We start from the raw sequence: 17,787 nt of genomic DNA, 5'->3' as shown, positions 1-17,787 counted from the left end.
CCCAATGTGCGGAATCGTCGGAGTGGTCGCAGGCGGCCCGGTCAACCAGGACATCTACGACGCGCTCCTGCTTCTGCAGCACCGCGGGCAGGATGCCACTGGCATCGCCACGGCAGAGCCCAATGGTGTCATGCACATCACGAAGGCCGAAGGCATGGTGCGCGAGGCCTTCCGCACGCGCGACATGCGCACCCTTCTCGGCAACGTCGGCCTCGGCCACGTCCGTTACGCCACCAAGGGCACCGCGTCGAGCGAAGAGGAAGCTCAGCCGTTCTACGTGAACTCGCCGTACGGCATCATCCTCATTCACAATGGCAACCTCACCAACACGCGTGAGCTCACCGCCGACATGGCCAAGCGTGATCGTCGCCACCTGAACTCGTCCAGCGACACCGAGCTGCTGCTGAACGTGCTCGCCGGTGAGTTGCAGGCCACGACTTCGGATGTCGACCTCGACCCTGAGCGCATCTTCGAGGCAGTCACTCGCACGCACCAGCGCATCGAGGGCGCTTACGCAGTGATCGCAGTACTCGCCGGATACGGTCTGCTCGCATTCCGCGATCCCTTCGGCATCCGTCCGCTGATCCTGGGTCGCCGCGACGGGGCAGAGCACGACGAATGGGTCGTCACCAGCGAATCGCTGGTGCTGGAAAACGGTGACTACGAGGTTGTCCGCGAGGTCGCACCGGGTGAGGCTGTCTTCATCAACGATCAGGGTGAGCTGTTCAGCCGGCAGTGCGCCGAGAACCCCACGCTCACCCCCTGCGCCTTCGAGTACGTGTACCTCGCTCGTCCGGACTCGACGATGAATGGCATCGCCGTGTACGAGTCGCGTCTGCGGATGGGCGACCGCCTGGCCGACACGATCGCCAAGCACGTGCCGATGGACAAGATCGATGTCGTCATGCCGATCCCGGACTCCGCACGCCCCTCTGCGATGGAAGTCGCCCGCAAACTCGGCATCGAGTACCGCGAAGGTTTCTACAAGAACCGCTACGTCGGCCGCACATTCATCATGCCCGGCCAGGCGGTGCGCAAGAAGAGCGTGCGACAGAAGCTCAACGCGATGTCGACCGAGTTCCGTGGCAAGAACGTGCTGCTGATCGACGACTCGATCGTGCGCGGAACGACGAGCAAAGAGATCATCCAGATGGCTCGGGATGCCGGCGCCCTCTCCGTCACGTTCGCCTCAGCCGCCCCACCGGTGAGGCACCCGCATGTGTATGGCATCAACATGCCGTCCAAACACGAGCTGATCGCTTACGGCCGTACGATCCCGGAGATCGCGGAAGTGCTCGGCGCCGATCACCTCGTCTACCAAGAGGTCGAAGATCTGAAGGCCGCGATCATCGAGGGCTCTGACGTCACCGATCTCGACATGAGCTGCTTCGACGGCCGGTATGTCACGGGAACCGTCACTGAGGAATACCTCGGCTGGGTGGAGAGCTCCCAGACTTCGTGACGAATGCGCGTCCGCTGTGGCGAGGGCGTGTTCTCGCTCTTCTCGGCATCGTGCTGTGCGCGTTCTCGCTGCGGTCAGCGGTAGCTTCGCTGTCGCCGGTGATCGACTACGTCGCAGCCGACTTCCCACTGCCTGCTGCGGTTGTCGGTCTGATCGGCACTGCCCCACCGGTGTGTTTTGCCATCTTCGGGCTCTGCGCCCCAATGTTTGTGCGTCGGCTGGGCCTCGAGCGGGTCACGATCATCGCGCTCTCCGCGATCGCTGCAGGTCTCGTGCTGCGCGGGTTCTCGATCGGGTCGGTGTCGCTCTTGCTCACCACCGCACTGATTTTCGCAGGCGTCGGTATGGGCAACATCCTTGTGCCACCACTGGTGAAGAAGTACTTCCCTGATCGCATCGGCACGATGCTGACGCTGTACACAACGGCAATGGCGTTCTCGACGTTCTTGCCGCCGCTTGTCGCGGTTCCTGTGGCGGATGCTGCGGGCTGGCGCATGTCGTTGGGGCTGTGGGGCGTGTTCGCGATCGCCGGTGTCGTGCCGTGGATCGCCATGCTCGTGACCGGGCGCGCGGCGGCGCAGCCGTCAGTGGATGCTCCGCTGCGCGCACGAAAGACTGCCCCGGTCGCAGCATCCGATCCGGCAGAACTGTCGACAGGGCCTATCGCTGTGGTGCCCGCGAATTCGCAGGCATTCTCCCGACTGGTCCGGCTGCCTCTTGCCTGGGCAATCGCCGTGGTCTTCAGCACCTCGTCGATCATCGCCTATGTATCGTTCGCGTGGCTGCCCACGATTCTCTCCGACGTCGCGGGTGTCTCGGCAAGTACCGCGGGTCTGCTCCTGTCGGTGTTCGCTCTCATGGGGCTTCCCGCATCGCTGCTCGTGCCCGTGCTGGTGGTGCGGTTTCAAGCCACTCGCCAGGTGTACGCGGTTGCTTCGGTGTGTGGGCTACTGGGCGTTGCCGGACTCCTGTTCTGGTCGAACCCGATCACGGTATGGCTGTGGGTCGCACTCTTCGGCATCGTCGGCGTCATGTTTCCGCTGGCGCTCGTACTCATCAGCATCCGCTCACGCACGCCAGAGAGCGCTGTGGCACTCAGCAGTTTCGTGCAGAGCGTCGGCTACTTGATCGCAGCCGGTTTCCCCCTGTTGATCGGTGTGCTGCACGAGGCCAGCCAGAGCTGGACAATTCCGCTACTCGTCATCGGCGGCGTGCTCATCGTCTCGATCCCGTTCGGGGTCATCGCTGGGAGACGCCGCACGGTCGAGGAAGAGTGGGAACTGCGCCACGGCACCTGGTGACCCGCTTCGACGTGCTCAGGCGGCCGTGACCTCGTCACCGACGCGGATGACGCCGCCCCGGCCGGAGCGGTCGTCAACGTCGCCGCTCACGCCGGGTAGCAACAGGAGCCGGCCGAGGGTCGGTTTGTGCTGCCCCAGGCGGTCGGTGAGCGTCGTCAGCACCTTTGCGTCGCGTACGCCGCTGTCCGGGTTCACGTGGGTCGCAAGGCATCGGCCGATCGGCGCAGCGGTGGCGAAGACCACGTCGCCGATGCGCACCTCGCCGGCCCATTCGAGTTCTTCCCAGGCGTCGACGCCATCGATCACCACGTTGGAACGGAACCGGCGGTCGTCGATCGGTTGTTCCAGCGCCTCGCCGAGCGCGGCGACGCTGGCCGTGCTGTGCACTGAGACGTAGCCGCGCGCCCGATCCTGGAACCGAGAGCGATCTCCGTCTCCGATGAGGATCAGGGGCAGCCGGCCCGGTCGGCGCAGTCGGCGAGCGTCGGGGGAATCGAGTACATACCGCGTCATCACGGTCTCCAGCTCTGCGCGCCCGTCTGGGTCGAGCCCCGCATCCACCAGGATTCGATCGCCGTGCGAGATCGTGACCCGGTGCATCTCGTCGTCGTACGACAGGTGGAGCGCTGCAAGGGCGGGGAAGTCCTGCAATGCCAGGCCATTGGACTTCGGCCAGTGGTCGAGACCGTCGTGATCCTCCGGTGTCGCGGCATCCACGAATCGGAAGGCGAGCACGCGGTCGCCAGCGACTCGACCGTCCGGCTGTACAACCAGCTCGTCAAGTCGCTGCGGAGTGAAACCTTTAACGGGGTGGCGGAAGAGAGCGACGACGCGAGGCATGAACGTCATTCTCGCAGGTACATCGATTGGTGCGCGGGTACGTCGATGACCCCGTCGCGCACGGCTACGGGGTCATCGAAGAATACGGGGACAACAACGAGTGCAGATCGTCGAAGAATGAACTCGGGCTTCAGGCCTTTTCGAGTTCGTCTTCGTCTTCGTCCGCATACTCGTCGGCCCACTTATCGACGTAGGCGTTCTCGTCGTCGGAGGGGTGAGCGAGCTCACGCTCCAGCGCAGAGGTGTTCAAGGACGGACTATACGCCTTGAGTTCTCGAGCGATTTTAGTGTGTTTCGCCTTTTGACGGCCACGGCCCATGCGCGAGACCCCCTTACGAGTTAGGATGCGGGCATTTAGAGGCCCGATGCATTTCACGACACCGGCGTGCGGCCGGTAAGAGTAACATTCAGAATAGCACGAGGGCCAGGTTCTCTGGCCTTCGCCGGTAGGTGAAGGGAACGATTCTCATGGCAGATGCAACGTCCTCCACGTCCGACGAAGTGGCCCAGAATGCCGCACTGCAAAAAGCGGTGATCGTCGGCATGCAGCCCGGTCAAGCGGCGCACGTCCTGAAAGAAGCAGCGCGCTACGCGAAGCTGCTGAATGTCCCCCTCGTGGTTGCGCATGTGGATGTCACACGTTTCGTCACCTATGAAGATCCGGACGGCTACGTGCACTCTGCGCCGATCGATCTCAATCTCGAAGCAGGCGCCGCCGAGTTCGAAGAGGTCCAGGCTGAAGCAGGCGCTGTCCTCGATAACACCGGGCTGACCTGGACTGCACGCCAGCTCGTCGGTGACCCGGCCTTGGCGATCAAGCAACTCGCCAACAAGCTCGACGCACAGCTCATCGTCGTCGGCACGCGCAAGCGCGGCCTCGGTGAATCGATCCGTGAGTTCTTCACTGGATCTGTTGCCGCACGTCTTGCTCATCGCCAGCACCGCTCGGTGCTGGTCGTGCCGTTGGAGGAGTCTGTGCCAGACGACCAGGCCGAGATCTGGACCGACTAGCGGTCAGCGGCCTGGTGTACCGAGTGCCTGGGTGACGGCGCGGGCCGCCGCATCCAATGCATTCTCCAGATCGGTGACGACTGTCGATGCCAGGCTTCCTCCACGGGCGACGTGCGTGCGCAAGTCGGTGCGAGTTCTCGCACGGAAGGCGTTGATCGCCGCGTCAGCGCGATGCAGTTCCTCTCGGCTGGTGACCCGCTCGTCGGCCATCGGTGAGGATGTCGACGGCCGGCTCTTCGAGGCAGTCCGCTCATCATGCGCCGCAGAGGCGAGGTCGGCGCGGAGGCTCTTCATGGCATCCTGAACGCTCTGCCGCACCTCGTTGGCGATCAGGCGCACCGAGTCGGTGAGGCCAGATTCGATGCCGGCGAGATCTCCTTCGCGCCCGGCGACCTCGGCCCGTCCGGCATCCGTGATCGCGTAGATCGTGGTGCGACCATCGACGGTCTTGGTGACCAGGCCCTCTTCCTCGAGTTTTGCGAGCCGAGGGTAGATGGTGCCGGCACTGGGTGTGTACGTGCCGCCGGTGCGGTCGGTGAGAGCCTGGATGATGCCGTAGCCGTGCTGTGGCGACTCCGCGAGCAGCGACAGCAGGTACAGACGCAGGTCGCCGTGAGAGAAGACGGCGGGGGTCATGAGTCCCACTCCTCGTCGTCGGCCACCGTGATCATGGGCTGGCGCAGCACGGTCGTGTCGCCGGAGACCGAGTTCGTGCGGATGTCGACGAATGTGCCTGCGAGCTCACCGGTCGATCCGGTGTAGTTGGTCGGACCGGAGTTTCCGCGGTTGATGCCGTCGATCATTACGCCGCCGCTCATCGAGCGCACCACGTAGTTGGCGGGGAGTGTCTCTTCGAGGCGGATAGTGCTGTTGCCGGCGACCGTGTTCAGGCTGATGGTGTTGACGGCGCCCGTGGCATCCACCCAGATGGCACCCGAGACGGTGTCGATCGTCGCCTTGCGCACCGAGCCGGTGATGGCGACGTCACCCGAGACGCTGTTTGCGTTCACCGAGCCGGTGAGTCCGTGCACCTGCACGTCGCCCGAGACCGAGTTCAGTGTCAGATCGCCCGTGTGGGTGTCGACGATGAGGTCACCGGAGACGGTGTTCAGGCGGGCGTCGTTGGTGAGGCCCGAGATCAGGGCGCCAGCGCTGACCACGCCGAGGTTCAGCGCGATGCTGCGGGGAACGGCGACGCTGATCTCCGCACGTGGGCCGCCCGCGCCGAAGTTGCGGAACACGTCGAGGAAGTTGTCCCAACCCAGTTGCGGGTGGTCGATCTCGATCTGAGTGCCGTCGGATTCGATGCGGAGGTCTTTGATGGTGACGCCGTGCACCTCGATGCGGATGCCTGGTTCGTCATGCGCGATGACGTCGATCTGCCCGCCGACCAACCCGACCTTGAGTCGGGTTGCCTGCGCGATGTCGATGACGCGTTCCTCGCCGGGGGCGATAAGCCACTTCTCGGTCATGGGTTCTCTCCTGGATTGTGGCGATATCGAGATATATCGCGTGTAGAGAGAGTAACACGATATATCTCGAGTTTGTCAAGAGTTCGTGGGCGAGGAGGTTGACATTGACGTGGCGTCAACTTTTATCGTGGGAGATAACAACACGGAAGGAGGATGCATTGGACAGTAATGACTGGTCAATCCAGGAGATCGCACGGCTGGCGGGCACGACCAGCAGGACGCTGCGTCATTACGACGACATCGAGCTGCTGAAGCCCTCGCGCATCGCGTACAACGGCTACCGGCACTATGACCAGGCGGCGCTCGTGCGACTGCAGCGAATATTGCTGCTGCGCGAGCTCGGACTCGGTCTGCCGCAGATCGCGGAGGTGCTCGCCCCTTCGAACGGTGCGGACGACACTACCGAGGCATCCGCCCTCCGTACCCACCTCGCGTACTTGCGCGAGGAGCAAGACCGGCTGACGCGACAGATCGCGTCGGTCGAATCGACCGTGCACGCATTGAAAGCAGGTGAATCTCTCATGGCAGAGAACATGTTCGACGGCTTCGACCACACCCAGTACAAGGATGAGGTTGAGCAGAGATGGGGCAAGAAGGCCTATGCCGACAGCGACCGCTGGTGGCGGGGGATGACGGATGCCGAACGCGCCGAGTGGCGACAGCTCGTCTCCGACCTGGGTCGCGACTGGATCGCGGCCGCAGAGAGCGGCGTGGACGCGGCATCCGATCAGGCTCAGGCCCTCGCGAAGCGCCACGTGGAATGGCTCGTGAGTGCGCCTGGTGCCCCGGGAGCCTCCAAGGAGTACATCATCGGCCTCGGTGAGATGTACGTCGCTGATCCGCGGTTCGGGGCGAACTACGCCACGAGCGCGGGTGGATCGCAGGGTGCCGAGTTCGTGCGCGACGCACTGCGTAGCTACGCAGAGGCAAATCTCTGAGTAACCCGCTGGACGGGGTGCCTTACCCGGCACCTCGTCCAGCGACAAGTTGGAAGCATCGGCTCGACGTCCGTCGTCGTTGCATGATGAGGCGTAGGGTCGGGGCATGATCAGCCGGGTGGGCTCCACGAGTGCGGCGCCGCTGTTCGCAGCGGTGGCGCTGAGCTACGCGGCGAACAGTGCGCTGGGAACAGCTGTCGCGGTGAAGCTCGTCGATACCAGCGGCTTCCGCTGGTTGCATCATGCGCTGTACATCACGACCTGCGCCGCCTTCGCGATCGCAGTCAGCACAGCCTGGCGGGGCAGACCCTGCAGCGCGAGCCGCCGCGCGGCGCTGGCGCTGGTGCCAGCCGCTGTGCCACTCGCCGGGATTGCGTTCGTGAAGACTCACAGTCGCTGGCATCCGCTCGTCGCCCTCGCCGCCGCCCCCTTCATCGCTGCGGGCCTCGTATGCTCGCTGCGCCCCGCCGACCGGAAGTGATCGTATGGAACTGCTCGACGCCATCCGCCGCCGCAAGACCACGAACGGGGCTTTCCTGCCCGACCCGGTCTCCGAGGAGCATCAGCAACTCCTGTTGGAAGCGGCCGGGCGTGCGCCGTCGCAGCTGAACAGTCAGCCTTGGCGATTCGTGGTCATCGAAAGCCGCGAGACGATCGACGAGATTGCCCGCATCTCCGGGAAGAGCATGACCGAGGCGATGTCGAACGGCACGTTCTTCGAGCGATACAAGCCGTACTTCCGCTTCAGCCAGGAGGAGATGGACTCGAAGCGCAGCGGGATGCTGTTCGACAAACTCCCCGCTCCCCTTCGACCCTTTACCGGACAGGTGTTCACGAAGCGCGGACAGACTCTGATGAACACCTTCGGGGTGCCGAAGACGCTCGGTGCCGAGAACCGTCGGCTCGTCGCAGGCTCGCCGCTGCTGCTGGGCGTGATGCTCGACCGGAGCGAGTACCGCCCCGGGCAACTGTCATCGTTCTATTCGGTGTTCAGCATGGGTGCGGCGATGGAGAACATATGGCTCACGACGGTCGAGTTCGGCATGGGCATCCAGTTCATATCCTTCCCGATGGAAGTTCCCGGCCGCTGGGACGAGATCGTGCGGCTCCTGCACGTTCCCGATGACCTGGAGCTGATGGCGGTGTATCGGCTGGGCTATCTGCCACCTGAGCAGCGCCGGCCGGCGATCGACTGGTCCAGCAGTCAGCGCAGGCGTGTCTCTCAGTACGTCTTTCGCGAGAACTGCGAGACGCCGCAGCAAGGCTGGGATGCTCCGGACTCGGGGCGTTGAACGTCAGCGTCCGCCCGATCGAGGCAGCTTCCGCAGATCACGCAGCGCTGGGCCTTCGATGCGCGTACCGTCCGCGGTGAAGCGCGAGGCATGCAACGGGCAGTCCCAAGTGCACTCGGCGTCATTCCAGTCCAGTACGCCGCCGAGATGGGTGCACACCGCACTGACGGCACGAGTAACCCCGTCGACGGTCGACACACCCACCGGTTGCCCCGCCCGGTTGGCCACCGCGCCCTCTCCTTCGACCGGCCGGGAAACCGGGACGGAACGGGACTCTGCGCCGGCCCATCCGGCTGCGAGCAGGGCTGCGACCTTCGAGCCCTCAGCGGCTCCGCGGCCGATGTCGGCCGGCACGGTCAGGCGTGTTCCGATAGTGGTCATCCACCCCGGTCGGTCCCGCCGAGGCGTTCCGAGAATCTCCGCGGTGAGGCGCAGTGCTGCGGCGGGGGCATTCGACAGACCCCATTTCGAATAGCCGGTCGCGAAGCGGATGCGTCCGAGCCCCCGCGGCATCGCGCCGACGAAGGGGATGAGGTTGTGCGACTCGTAGTCCTGAGCCGACCACCGGTGAGTCTCCTCGGCATCCGGAAAATGTTGCCGCGTCCAGGAGATGAGGTCATCGACCGCCGCGGTCTCTCCCTCGGAGCGCCCGACCGGGTGGCCGTTGCCGCCGATGATGAGCTGCGCCGCGCCGCCTGGTCCATCCGCTTCCGTAACCGGCCGGATCGAGCGCGTCGGGCCATCGACAGCGATGAACGTCCCTTCCGGAACCTTTCCGGGTACGCGGAACGAGACGCAGTACGACCGCTGCCCATGGGTCTTCGCGAAGTAGAGGCCGCGGTCGATGATCGGCGCGCCGGTGGCAAGTACGATGTGGCGCGCGAACAGCGGTCCGGCCGCAGTCTCGACGCGCGGCTCTGGGAGCGCATGCGCGCCCATGACACGGATGCCAGTGTGCAGCGTTCCGCCCACCGCGAGCAGCTCTCGTGCCATCGCCTGTGCGACGAGGACCGGGTCGATCGCCACCTGATCGTCGAGTGCGACGGCGCCGAACATGGGGAACAGTGTTGTCGGCAGATCGCGGGGAGTCAGCATTCGTGTGGGCAGCCCTGCTTCGCGCGCGGCAGCATGCTGGGCGTGCACAGCATCGAGGCCGCTGGGATTCTGTGCGTACGAGTGGTCCGTGAGGCGGGTGTACGGAACGTCTGCGCGCTCGGCGAAGCCCGTCAGCCACTGCATGCCGGTGCGGTTCGCGTCGACGTACGCGCGCACGAGCGCGGCGGGGTGGTGGCGTCTGATCGCTGAAAGGCGCTGCCCCTGAAGGAGTGAGAGCTTGCCGGTGTTCGCGCCGGATGCGAGTTCTGCGACTCCGCCGGCGTCGATCACGGCCACGTCGAGCCCCTCGTGAGCGAGCATCACCGCGGTCGCCAAGCCCGTGAGCCCCGCACCGACGACGACCACGTCATGCCGCGCTCCCGGATCGAACGGCGAGCCGAGGGGCGTGGTCGGATTGAGCTTCCAGAGCGGGATCATGGCACGAGTCAACGCTCCCCGCAGCCCGGTCCCCATAGCCTTGACATTCGTGTGGATCGCTGAAACGAGGTGGCGAGGATAAAGTGACCTCGTGACCCTCCGTCGACTGCTCCTCGTTGTGCTCGGTGGGATGTTCGGCACCGCTGCGCGTCTTGCGCTTGGGCTCATGATTCCGGATGCCGCTGGTCTGCCCCTCGCGACTTTCACGGCGAACGTGCTCGGTGCCTTGCTTATCGGGGTGCTCGCCGCGCGCCTTCCCCGCTCGTCAGAGCTGCGGGTGTTCCTCGGCACTGGCATCCTCGGCGGGTTCACTACATACAGCGCCTTCGCGGTTGGCTCTATCGAACTGTGGACGGGCGCACCACTGCTCGCCGTGCTGTATGCACTCCTCACGCTGGTGCTCGGCCTTGCGGGGGCCGCGCTGGGGATGCGGCTGGGCAGGAGGCGCGCGCAGTGACTCCGCTCCTCTTCGTGCTGGCATCCGTCGCCGGAGGCATCGGCGCGGGCCTGCGCTATCTCGTAGACATCGCCGTGATGCGCCTCACCAAGGGGCGATTTCCGTGGGGGATCGTCGTCGTGAACATCACCGGGTCTTTCGCGCTCGGGGTAGTCACGGCATCCATCCCTGACGCGGCCTTCGTCATCGGCGCAGGACTCCTCGGTGGTTACACCACCCTCAGTACGGCCATGCTCGACACTCTCGCGCTGTGGAAGGACGGCGAGCGGCCGGCATCCGTCCTTCACCTGGCAGGCACGTTTGCAGCATCCGTGCTCGCGGCGCTCGCAGGTCTCGCCCTCGGTGCGCTGATGTGACTGCGTGCGAGTGGTTGTCTCACAGGTAGCCTGGATATTGAAGATGTACATAAGTACATGTACTGATGTCCGCGTTCGGGGGAGAGTGATGACGGCGACGCTGCGCCGCAAGCGCGACCCCGAGGGCAGGCGCCTTGCGATTATCGAGGCCGCAGCCGAACTCATCGTCGAAATCGGCGGTGAGGCCATCACGCACCGCAAGGTGGCGGCAAGAGCTGGCGTGCCGCTCGGAGCCACGACGCAGTATTTCGACACTCTCGATGATCTGCGGGATGCAGCGGTGCGGCACCTGTCTGTCGAGGTAGATGCCCGCATTGAAATGATTCGGCGCACGGTGGAGCGCAATGGCGCTTCGGCGCGGGTCCTCGCTGAAATCCTGCACCGCGGACTCATCGATGCGCATACCGTGCGCCTCGATCGCGCGGTCGCGACCGCGGCCATCCACGATCCACAGCTGCACGGGCTCGCCCGACACTGGTCCGCCCAGCTCGTCTCCTTCCTCGCCCCCGTCCATGGTGAGGAGCGGTCGACCGCCGTCGCCATCTTCATCGACGGCATCATGTGGCACGCGCTGCAGAACGACGCCCCACTCCCACAGGAGCTCATCGAGTCGGCCCTCGCGGGTCTGCTCGGTGACACAGCCGACGCATCCGCCTCCTCCAAAGCATCCGTCTCGCACGACGCATCCGTCCGCACTGACCGAGAGAAACCCCGTGTATAAACTCGCCGTTCTCAGTCTGCGCAACCGCGCACTGATCGCCCTCATCACGATCGTCGCCGCCGTGTTCGGCGGACTCGCGCTGACGAACCTCAAGCAGGAGCTCATCCCCTCTCTTGAGCTGCCTGCGCTCATCGTCATGACGACCTACCCCGGCGCCTCGCCCGAGGTCGTCGAGAACGACGTCTCGACGCCGATCGAGACCGCAATTCAGGGGGTCCCCGGCCTCGAGAGCACCAGCGCGACGAGCACAACGAACGCCTCGATCATCCAGGCGACGTTCACCTACGGGGAGAACCTCGCGACCGCCGAGCAGAAGATGCAGCAGGCGATCAACCGCATCGCCTCGCAGTTGCCCGATGATGTCGAGCCGCAGGTGCTGTCGGTGTCGATCGATGACTTCCCGGTGATCCAGATCGCGGTGACGGGTTTCGATGATGCCGAGACGGCTCAATCAGACCTCGAGAACGTTGCGATTCCCGCGCTCGAAGACGTCAACGGCGTCAACGCCGCCCAGATCGTCGGAGGTATCGGGCAGCGGATCACCATCACACCCGACAACGCGAAACTTGCCGCAGCGGGTCTCAGCGCTCAGGCGATCAGCGATGCGCTGCAGCAGAACGGCACGCTGTTCCCCGGCGGCGACATCACCGAAGATGGTCAGACGCTGACCGTCCAGACCGGCGCGAAGATCACCTCGGTCGACGAGATCGCGGCGCTCCCGCTCATCGGGGCGCAGGCCACGATCGCCGATGTCGCGACCGTTGAGCTGGCATCAGAGCCGACCTCGTCGATCTCTCGCGTGAACGGTGAGGATGCACTGTCGATCTCGATCACTAAGCTGCCCGCGGCGAACACCGTCGAGGTGTCAAACGGTGTAATCGCTGCGATCGATGATCTGAAGGAGGCATTCCCGGATGCCGAATTCACCGTCGTTTTCGATCAGGCACCGTTCATCGTGCAGTCCATCGAGACGCTGGCCACCGAAGGCCTGCTGGGGCTCGTGTTTGCTGTGCTCGTCATCCTGGTGTTCCTGATGTCGGTGCGTTCGACGCTCGTCACCGCGATCTCGATCCCGACCAGCGTGCTCATCACCTTCGTTGGACTGCAGGCGTTCGGCTACTCGCTGAACATCCTCACCCTCGGCGCCCTCACGATCGCGATCGGTCGTGTGGTCGATGACTCCATTGTCGTCATCGAGAACATCAAGCGACATTATGTCGGCGACGCGAACAAGGGTGATGCGATCCGGCTCGGCGTGCGCGAGGTCGCGGCGGCCATCACCGCATCCACGATCACGACGGTTGCGGTGTTCCTGCCCATCGTGTTCGTCGGCGACATGGTCGGTGAGCTGTTCCGGCCGTTCGCGATGACCGTGACGATTGCCATGGTCGCGTCCCTGTTGGTGTCGCTGACGATCGTGCCGGTACTGGCGTACTGGTTCCTCAGGCCCGGTAAGGAGCTGCTCGACGCTGACGGCAAGGTCATTGACCCGGAGCATCCGGATGCTCCGCCGACCAAGCTGCAGAAGGCATACCGGCCGATCCTGAGCTGGACTCTCAAGCACTCCGGCCTCACCGTGCTCATCGCCGTCGTTGTCTTGGGCGGCACCATCGCCGCGGCACCGCTGATGAAGATCAACTTCCTCAGCGACACCGGTCAGAACACGATGACGGTGACGCAGGACCTTGGTCCGACCGCAAGCCTCGAGACGAAGGATGCCGCGGCGGCAGTCGTCGAAGACGCCTTGTCTGGTCTCGACGGGATCGAGAACGTGCAGGTGTCGATCGGCTCGAGCGGATCATCACTCATGGATGCGTTCTCGGGCGGAGCGGGTGTGACCTACTCGATCATGACGTCAGCGGATGTCGATCAAGAACAGCTCAGGGCCGACGTGCTGGACGCTGTTGACGGACTCGAAGATGTCGGCGAAATCAGCGTCAACGCTGCCGCGGGCTTCGGTTCCAGCGACATCGCGGTGAACATCACGGCTCCGAGCAGTGATGCACTGGCCGAGGCCACCACGGCGGTGACCGCTGAGCTCGAAGGACGTGAGGGCATCGGTCAGGTGACTGACAACCTCGCCGCTTCGCTGCCATACATCGCCGTCGTCGTCGACCGTCAGGCTGCGGCAGACGTCGGACTGTCAGAAGTCGCCGTCGGGCAGATGGTGTCGAGCACCATGCGTCCGCAGCAGATCGGCTCTGTCGAGCTGAACGACACTGCACTGACGGTGTACCTCGCAGCGACCGAACCGCCGACCACGGCCGAGGCCCTGCGCACGCTGACGATTCCGAGTGCGCTCGGCGTCGTCGAGCTGCAGGACATCGCCGTCGTGGAAGAGCGCGAGGGGCCGACCTCGATCACCACCGAGCAGGGGCGTCGCACGGCGACGGTGACGGTGCCCCCGGCATCCGACAATCTTGCGGTGGCGACCGCCTCGGTCACCGCGGCTCTTGAGGCTGTTGACCTGCCTGATGGCGCCAGCGCCGAGGTCGGCGGTGTCGCATCCCAGCAGGCCGACTCGTTCTCGCAGCTCGGACTCGCGATGCTCGCGGCGATCCTGATCGTTTATGTCGTGATGGTGGCGACATTCAAGTCGCTGCGCCAGCCGCTGCTGCTGCTGATCTCGGTGCCGTTCGCGGCCACTGGTGCGATCCTGCTGCAGATCGTGACGGGCGTGCCGTTGGGCGTTGCATCCCTCATCGGTGTGCTGATGCTGATCGGCATCGTGGTGACGAACGCCATCGTGCTCGTCGACCTGGTGAACCAGTATCGGGAGAAGGGGCTGCCCGCGCATGACGCGGTCATGGCCGGTGGCGAGAAGCGTCTGCGCCCGATCCTGATGACGGCGCTCGCGACGATCTTCGCCCTCACTCCGATGGCGCTGGGGATCACCGGGCACGGTGGGTTCATCTCGCAGCCGCTGGCGATCGTCGTGATCGGCGGTCTGGTCTCGTCGACCGTGATGACGCTGATCGTGCTGCCGACGCTGTACAACCTCGTCGAGGGTGCGCGCGAGCGCCGCAGGGCGCGCAAGGCCGGGCCGGATGCTTCGGCTGCGGATCCTGGTTCCGACGAGCCGGACGCACCGGAGGGATCCGAGCGCACGCTGACGCGTCGCGAGCTGCGCGGGCAGCACGGCTGACCTCTCGAGACCGCAAAACCACGCCGAAACACACGCTATTAAGCGTAGGTTCGGCGTGGTTTTGCAGTCTGGGTGATGGGTAGGGAATATTCTGCGCGGCGATGGTGTTGTGCGCCCAGTGCGTCGACCTCAACCGGCGTACGGAAAAGAGTGTCAGTGTTCCTGAACGACGTCACCATCCTGCCCAACCAGGAAACGATCGCGCACGAGACAGCAATACAACAGGAACAAACCACTCTCGACGAAGCCTTCGCTCGTCGCGATGACCTCCTCCGCGAGCTTGACTCCGAACTCGCGATTCCCACGTCGGATGCCGTTCATCACGCGCGCAAGCGCATGATGAAGAGGCGGCAGTCGGAACTGATGCACGCCGAGCAGGGTCTAATCTTCGGCCGGCTCGATGCCGTCGACCAGACGGTTCGTCACCTGGGTCGGGTCGGGCTTTCCCGTACAGACGGTGACGATGCTGAGCCGCTGGTGATCGACTGGCGAGCGCCGGCTGCACGTGCCTTCTACACCGCGACAGCGGTCGATCCCCAAGGGCAGGCGAGGCGTCGGCACATACGCATCAGCGACCGAACGGTGCTGGGCGTCGACGATGAGCCTCTTGATGGATCCATGGCGAGCGATCTTGTCGGCGAAGGTGCGCTGCTCGCCGCGCTAGACGAACGTCGCACGGGGCGCATGGGTACAGCTGCGGCGACGCTGCAGCGCGAACAGGACGACGTGATCCGCGCGGATGCCCACGGGCCGCTCGTCGTGCAGGGTGGGCCTGGTACCGGCAAGACGGTCGTGGCCCTGCATCGTGTGGCGTATCTGCTCTTTACCCATTCCCAGCTCGCCGCCCAGGGCGTGCTGGTGCTCGGCCCGTCGATGCGCTTTCTGGAATACATCGCCCAGGTGCTGCCGGCGCTCGGCGAGACTGCGATCATCTCGGCCACGTGTGACACGCTGGTGCCGGGAATCGCCGTGGAGCGCGATGAGCCGCGCGCGGTCGCCGAGATCAAGGGCCGGGACTTTTGGCAGCGCGCGTTGACGGACTACGCCCTGTCGCTGGTGCCGCAGGCGGCCGAACTCGCTCTCGTGTGGGAAGGCGAGAGCCATGCGCTCGATGAGCGCAGAATCGAGAATGCGCTCGCTTCCGCAACGTCAGGGCGTTCCTATCACGCCGCGCGGGCAGTCTTCTTCGAGCATATGCAGGATCTGCTCACCGACTCCGTCGTGGAGCGCAGCGAGGAGACCCTGGCGCAGATGGAAGAGGGCCTGGACGACATCCTCGTCTCCTTCGATGCCGGGCTCGCGCGCACAGATAACCGCGCAGTGGCCGACGGATCGACCGGCGCGGAGGTCGACGGGGTGCTCTCCGAGGCCGACATCGAGCGGCTGCGCGACCGGATTGCCGTCGATCCCGGAGTGGGCTCGGCGCTCGCGAAATGGTGGCCGGCGCTGGATACGACGGCCGTGCTTCGTCGTCTGCTCGCCGATGACGCGATGCTGAGCCGGTGGGTGCCTGAGCTCGCTCAGGCTGAGCGGGAAGCGATCATGCGGGAGCCGCACGGGTGGGCGAGCAGCGACATCCCTCTCGTCGACGCGCTGGCCGACCTGCTTGGCGATGCGGGACCCGGCGCGGAACAGGGCGAGTTCCTCGCTGATCGCGCCGCCGCCCAACGCGACTGGGTGTACGGCCACATCGTGATCGATGAGGCACAGGAACTTTCCGAGATGCAGTGGCAAATGGTGATGCGCCGCTGTCCTTCCCGGTCGATCACGGCCGTCGGCGACATCGATCAGGCCGAAGCACCGCATCGGCACACCACCTGGGAACAGGCGGTTGACGTGGCGTTCGGCGGCAGGTGGACTCAGGCGCGGTTGACGATCTGCTACCGCACTCCGCGCGAGGTTATGGCGCTCACCGCGTCTGTCCTGCGTAACGCCGGAAGTGAGAATGAACCGCCCAGCGCTGTGCGCTCGGCCGGTGTCGAACCGTGGGAACGCGAGGTGGATGAGCGTGACATCGCCGCGCATGCCGCCGATCTTCTCGACGAGTTGTCAGGGCGTTGGGCGGGAGGAACCGTCGGCGTCATCGCGCCTCAGCATCGCCTCACCGCGCTGCGCGAGGCTCTGCCCGACGCGACGGTAATCTCCGCAACCGACGCGAAGGGCCTGGAATGGGACGCAACGCTGCTCGTGGATGCGCGTGGTATTGCCGCCGAGCCACGCGGCTGGAACGGACTCTACGTCGCGCTCACCCGCTGTACCCAGGAGCTGGGACAACTGCACGTGATGGAGCGAGTTAGCTGAGCTCGACGCCCCAGCTCAGCGTCCACGTCTCACCGGGGGCGAGGCGACGGATGCCTAGGCCGCTGTTGAATGCGTCGGCCGGTGCCGACATCGGTTCGATGGCGACGGCGAGAGCCTGACCCGGGTAGCTCGTCGTGGTGTACACCTGCACGAAGTCGAGGCCCTCGCCCTGCCACAGTGTCACGCGGCGCCCGTCCTGCGCGGTGAGCGAGTGGCGCACCTTGCCGTCTTCATCGCGGGCGAGGTCAGTGAACCCGGTGTCGAGAGTGATGTCACCGAGGCGAATGCCAGCGCGCAGCACCTCGGGTGCAGGCGAGGTTCCGGTCGGCAGCATCCGCTCGTCGGTGTCGAACTGCGTCTCGGCAGGAATCGTGAGCGTCAGATCATGAGCATCGACGTCGCTGATCGTGACGAACGGGTGCGTGCCGATGGCGACGGGGGCCGCAGCATCCGACCGGTTCGTCAGCGTGTGCGTGACCTGGATGCCGGCATCCGTCAACGCGTAAGTGACCGTCGTCGCGATCTCGTAGGGATACCCGGTCTGGGGGTGGATCGTCGCGCGGAGGGTGGCGGTGGCGTCCGACTGCTCGATGTCGTAAGAGGTGAAACGCAGCAGTCCGTGACTTGCGTTGTTGAGCTTCGGCTCGGTGATCGCCAGTTGGCGGGACGTGCCTTCGTCATCCCAGATACCATCACGCACGCGGTTCGGCCACGGCGCGAGCACGACGCCCGAGCAGGACGGGGTCGCAACATTCTCGGGGTAGCGAGCGACGAGATCGACCCCGCCGACGGCGAGACCACGAAGGGATGCTCCGACCTGGGCGATCTGCGCCGTGACGCCGCCAAGCTGGAGATGGATCTGGATACCGGTGGGGGAGAGAGATGTCACCTCGCAATCGTACGGGGGTCTTTCTCAGGTGCGTTGACTAGACTCATGAAGTCGGCTTCGGACAGCCGC

Annotated in this window: 17 protein-coding genes; 11 read left to right on the top strand and 6 right to left on the bottom strand. The window is 65.0% G+C overall.

Going from position 1 to position 17,787, the window contains the following annotated elements; all coding sequences use genetic code 11:
• Positions 1-4: 4 nt before the first annotated feature.
• Both purF and AC1C2O_RS10485 read left to right on the top strand, forming a co-directional pair.
• On the top strand, positions 5-1,462 hold the full coding sequence (gene purF / locus AC1C2O_RS10490) for an amidophosphoribosyltransferase (RefSeq protein WP_495430374.1): 1,458 nt from the start codon (positions 5-7) through the stop codon (positions 1,460-1,462).
• Positions 1,459-2,763, top strand: a complete 1,305-nt coding sequence (locus tag AC1C2O_RS10485; RefSeq protein ID WP_495430373.1) for an MFS transporter — start codon at positions 1,459-1,461, stop codon at positions 2,761-2,763. Before purF ends, AC1C2O_RS10485 begins: the two co-directional genes overlap by 4 nt.
• 15 nt (positions 2,764-2,778) lie before the next feature.
• Here the strand turns inward: AC1C2O_RS10485 and AC1C2O_RS10480 are convergent, their stop codons facing one another.
• Both AC1C2O_RS10480 and AC1C2O_RS10475 read right to left on the bottom strand, forming a co-directional pair.
• Complete coding sequence (locus AC1C2O_RS10480) at positions 2,779-3,603, bottom strand: MOSC domain-containing protein (protein ID WP_495430372.1); 825 nt, start codon at positions 3,601-3,603, stop codon at positions 2,779-2,781.
• 130 nt (positions 3,604-3,733) lie between these two features.
• The gene (locus tag AC1C2O_RS10475; RefSeq protein ID WP_206494397.1) at positions 3,734-3,922 is read right to left on the bottom strand and encodes a DUF3073 domain-containing protein; all 189 of its coding nucleotides are present in this window, start codon (positions 3,920-3,922) and stop codon (positions 3,734-3,736) included.
• A 149-nt stretch (positions 3,923-4,071) separates the two neighbouring features.
• Between AC1C2O_RS10475 and AC1C2O_RS10470 the strand changes: the two genes are divergently transcribed.
• Positions 4,072-4,614 (top strand): universal stress protein, encoded by a 543-nt coding sequence (locus AC1C2O_RS10470; protein ID WP_495430371.1) that lies wholly within the window; start codon positions 4,072-4,074, stop codon positions 4,612-4,614.
• 3 nt (positions 4,615-4,617) lie between these two features.
• Here the strand turns inward: AC1C2O_RS10470 and AC1C2O_RS10465 are convergent, their stop codons facing one another.
• Both AC1C2O_RS10465 and AC1C2O_RS10460 read right to left on the bottom strand, forming a co-directional pair.
• Entirely contained in the window at positions 4,618-5,250 is a 633-nt protein-coding gene (locus AC1C2O_RS10465) for a PadR family transcriptional regulator (protein WP_495430370.1), read from the bottom strand.
• Positions 5,247-6,086, bottom strand: coding sequence for a DUF4097 family beta strand repeat-containing protein (locus tag AC1C2O_RS10460; protein ID WP_495430369.1), 840 nt, complete (start codon positions 6,084-6,086; stop codon positions 5,247-5,249). The genes AC1C2O_RS10465 and AC1C2O_RS10460 overlap by 4 nt, the downstream gene beginning before the upstream one ends.
• Positions 6,087-6,244: 158 nt before the next feature.
• Here AC1C2O_RS10460 and AC1C2O_RS10455 point away from each other — a divergent pair, with 158 nt between their 5' ends.
• The 3 genes from AC1C2O_RS10455 to AC1C2O_RS10445 all read left to right on the top strand — a co-directional run bounded on the left by AC1C2O_RS10455 (position 6,245) and on the right by AC1C2O_RS10445 (position 8,316).
• Positions 6,245-7,024 carry a MerR family transcriptional regulator gene (locus AC1C2O_RS10455; protein ID WP_495430368.1) on the top strand — a complete coding sequence of 260 codons (780 nt, stop codon included), beginning with the start codon at positions 6,245-6,247 and terminating at the stop codon, positions 7,022-7,024.
• A gap of 106 nt (positions 7,025-7,130) precedes the next feature.
• Complete coding sequence (locus AC1C2O_RS10450) at positions 7,131-7,505, top strand: hypothetical protein (RefSeq protein WP_495430367.1); 375 nt, start codon at positions 7,131-7,133, stop codon at positions 7,503-7,505.
• 4 nt (positions 7,506-7,509) lie between these two features.
• Positions 7,510-8,316, top strand: a complete 807-nt coding sequence (locus AC1C2O_RS10445) for a nitroreductase family protein (RefSeq protein ID WP_495430366.1) — start codon at positions 7,510-7,512, stop codon at positions 8,314-8,316.
• A gap of 3 nt (positions 8,317-8,319) precedes the next feature.
• Here AC1C2O_RS10445 and AC1C2O_RS10440 read toward each other — a convergent pair whose 3' ends face one another.
• The gene (locus tag AC1C2O_RS10440; protein ID WP_495430365.1) at positions 8,320-9,849 is read right to left on the bottom strand and encodes an FAD-dependent oxidoreductase; all 1,530 of its coding nucleotides are present in this window, start codon (positions 9,847-9,849) and stop codon (positions 8,320-8,322) included.
• A gap of 91 nt (positions 9,850-9,940) precedes the next feature.
• Here AC1C2O_RS10440 and AC1C2O_RS10435 point away from each other — a divergent pair, with 91 nt between their 5' ends.
• The 5 genes from AC1C2O_RS10435 to AC1C2O_RS10415 all read left to right on the top strand — a co-directional run bounded on the left by AC1C2O_RS10435 (position 9,941) and on the right by AC1C2O_RS10415 (position 16,829).
• Positions 9,941-10,306, top strand: coding sequence for a fluoride efflux transporter FluC (locus AC1C2O_RS10435; protein WP_495430364.1), 366 nt, complete (start codon positions 9,941-9,943; stop codon positions 10,304-10,306).
• Entirely contained in the window at positions 10,303-10,662 is a 360-nt protein-coding gene (locus AC1C2O_RS10430) for a fluoride efflux transporter FluC (protein WP_495430363.1), read from the top strand. The genes AC1C2O_RS10435 and AC1C2O_RS10430 overlap by 4 nt, the downstream gene beginning before the upstream one ends.
• An 88-nt stretch (positions 10,663-10,750) precedes the next feature.
• Positions 10,751-11,383 carry a TetR/AcrR family transcriptional regulator gene (locus AC1C2O_RS10425; RefSeq protein ID WP_495430362.1) on the top strand — a complete coding sequence of 211 codons (633 nt, stop codon included), beginning with the start codon at positions 10,751-10,753 and terminating at the stop codon, positions 11,381-11,383.
• Positions 11,376-14,528, top strand: coding sequence for an efflux RND transporter permease subunit (locus AC1C2O_RS10420; RefSeq protein ID WP_495430361.1), 3,153 nt, complete (start codon positions 11,376-11,378; stop codon positions 14,526-14,528). The genes AC1C2O_RS10425 and AC1C2O_RS10420 overlap by 8 nt, the downstream gene beginning before the upstream one ends.
• Before the next feature lie 156 nt (positions 14,529-14,684).
• Positions 14,685-16,829 carry a HelD family protein gene (locus AC1C2O_RS10415; protein ID WP_495430360.1) on the top strand — a complete coding sequence of 715 codons (2,145 nt, stop codon included), beginning with the start codon at positions 14,685-14,687 and terminating at the stop codon, positions 16,827-16,829.
• On the opposite strand, the gene AC1C2O_RS10410 is transcribed toward AC1C2O_RS10415, so the two are convergent.
• On the bottom strand, positions 16,822-17,718 hold the full coding sequence (locus AC1C2O_RS10410; RefSeq protein WP_495430359.1) for an aldose 1-epimerase family protein: 897 nt from the start codon (positions 17,716-17,718) through the stop codon (positions 16,822-16,824). The two genes, AC1C2O_RS10415 and AC1C2O_RS10410, sit on opposite strands and share 8 nt — an antisense overlap.
• Positions 17,719-17,787 lie beyond the last annotated feature (69 nt).

The sequence above is a fragment of the Microbacterium sp. Y355 genome (assembly GCF_059445345.1).
This window is presented reverse-complemented; position numbering and strand designations above follow the sequence as displayed.

Bases quoted from the DNA above. Each gene is read 5' to 3' on its own strand.
- purF (WP_495430374.1), top strand. From the start codon at position 5: ATGTGCGGAATCGTCGGAGTGGTCGCAGGCGGCCCGGTCAACCAGGAC.
- AC1C2O_RS10480 (WP_495430372.1), bottom strand. From the start codon at position 3,603: ATGCCTCGCGTCGTCGCTCTCTTCCGCCACCCCGTTAAAGGTTTCACT.
- AC1C2O_RS10475 (WP_206494397.1), bottom strand. From the start codon at position 3,922: ATGGGCCGTGGCCGTCAAAAGGCGAAACACACTAAAATCGCTCGAGAA.
- AC1C2O_RS10470 (WP_495430371.1), top strand. From the start codon at position 4,072: ATGGCAGATGCAACGTCCTCCACGTCCGACGAAGTGGCCCAGAATGCC.
- AC1C2O_RS10465 (WP_495430370.1), bottom strand. From the start codon at position 5,250: ATGACCCCCGCCGTCTTCTCTCACGGCGACCTGCGTCTGTACCTGCTG.
- AC1C2O_RS10460 (WP_495430369.1), bottom strand. From the start codon at position 6,086: ATGACCGAGAAGTGGCTTATCGCCCCCGGCGAGGAACGCGTCATCGAC.
- AC1C2O_RS10450 (WP_495430367.1), top strand. From the start codon at position 7,131: ATGATCAGCCGGGTGGGCTCCACGAGTGCGGCGCCGCTGTTCGCAGCG.
- AC1C2O_RS10445 (WP_495430366.1), top strand. From the start codon at position 7,510: ATGGAACTGCTCGACGCCATCCGCCGCCGCAAGACCACGAACGGGGCT.
- AC1C2O_RS10440 (WP_495430365.1), bottom strand. From the start codon at position 9,849: ATGATCCCGCTCTGGAAGCTCAATCCGACCACGCCCCTCGGCTCGCCG.
- AC1C2O_RS10425 (WP_495430362.1), top strand. From the start codon at position 10,751: ATGACGGCGACGCTGCGCCGCAAGCGCGACCCCGAGGGCAGGCGCCTT.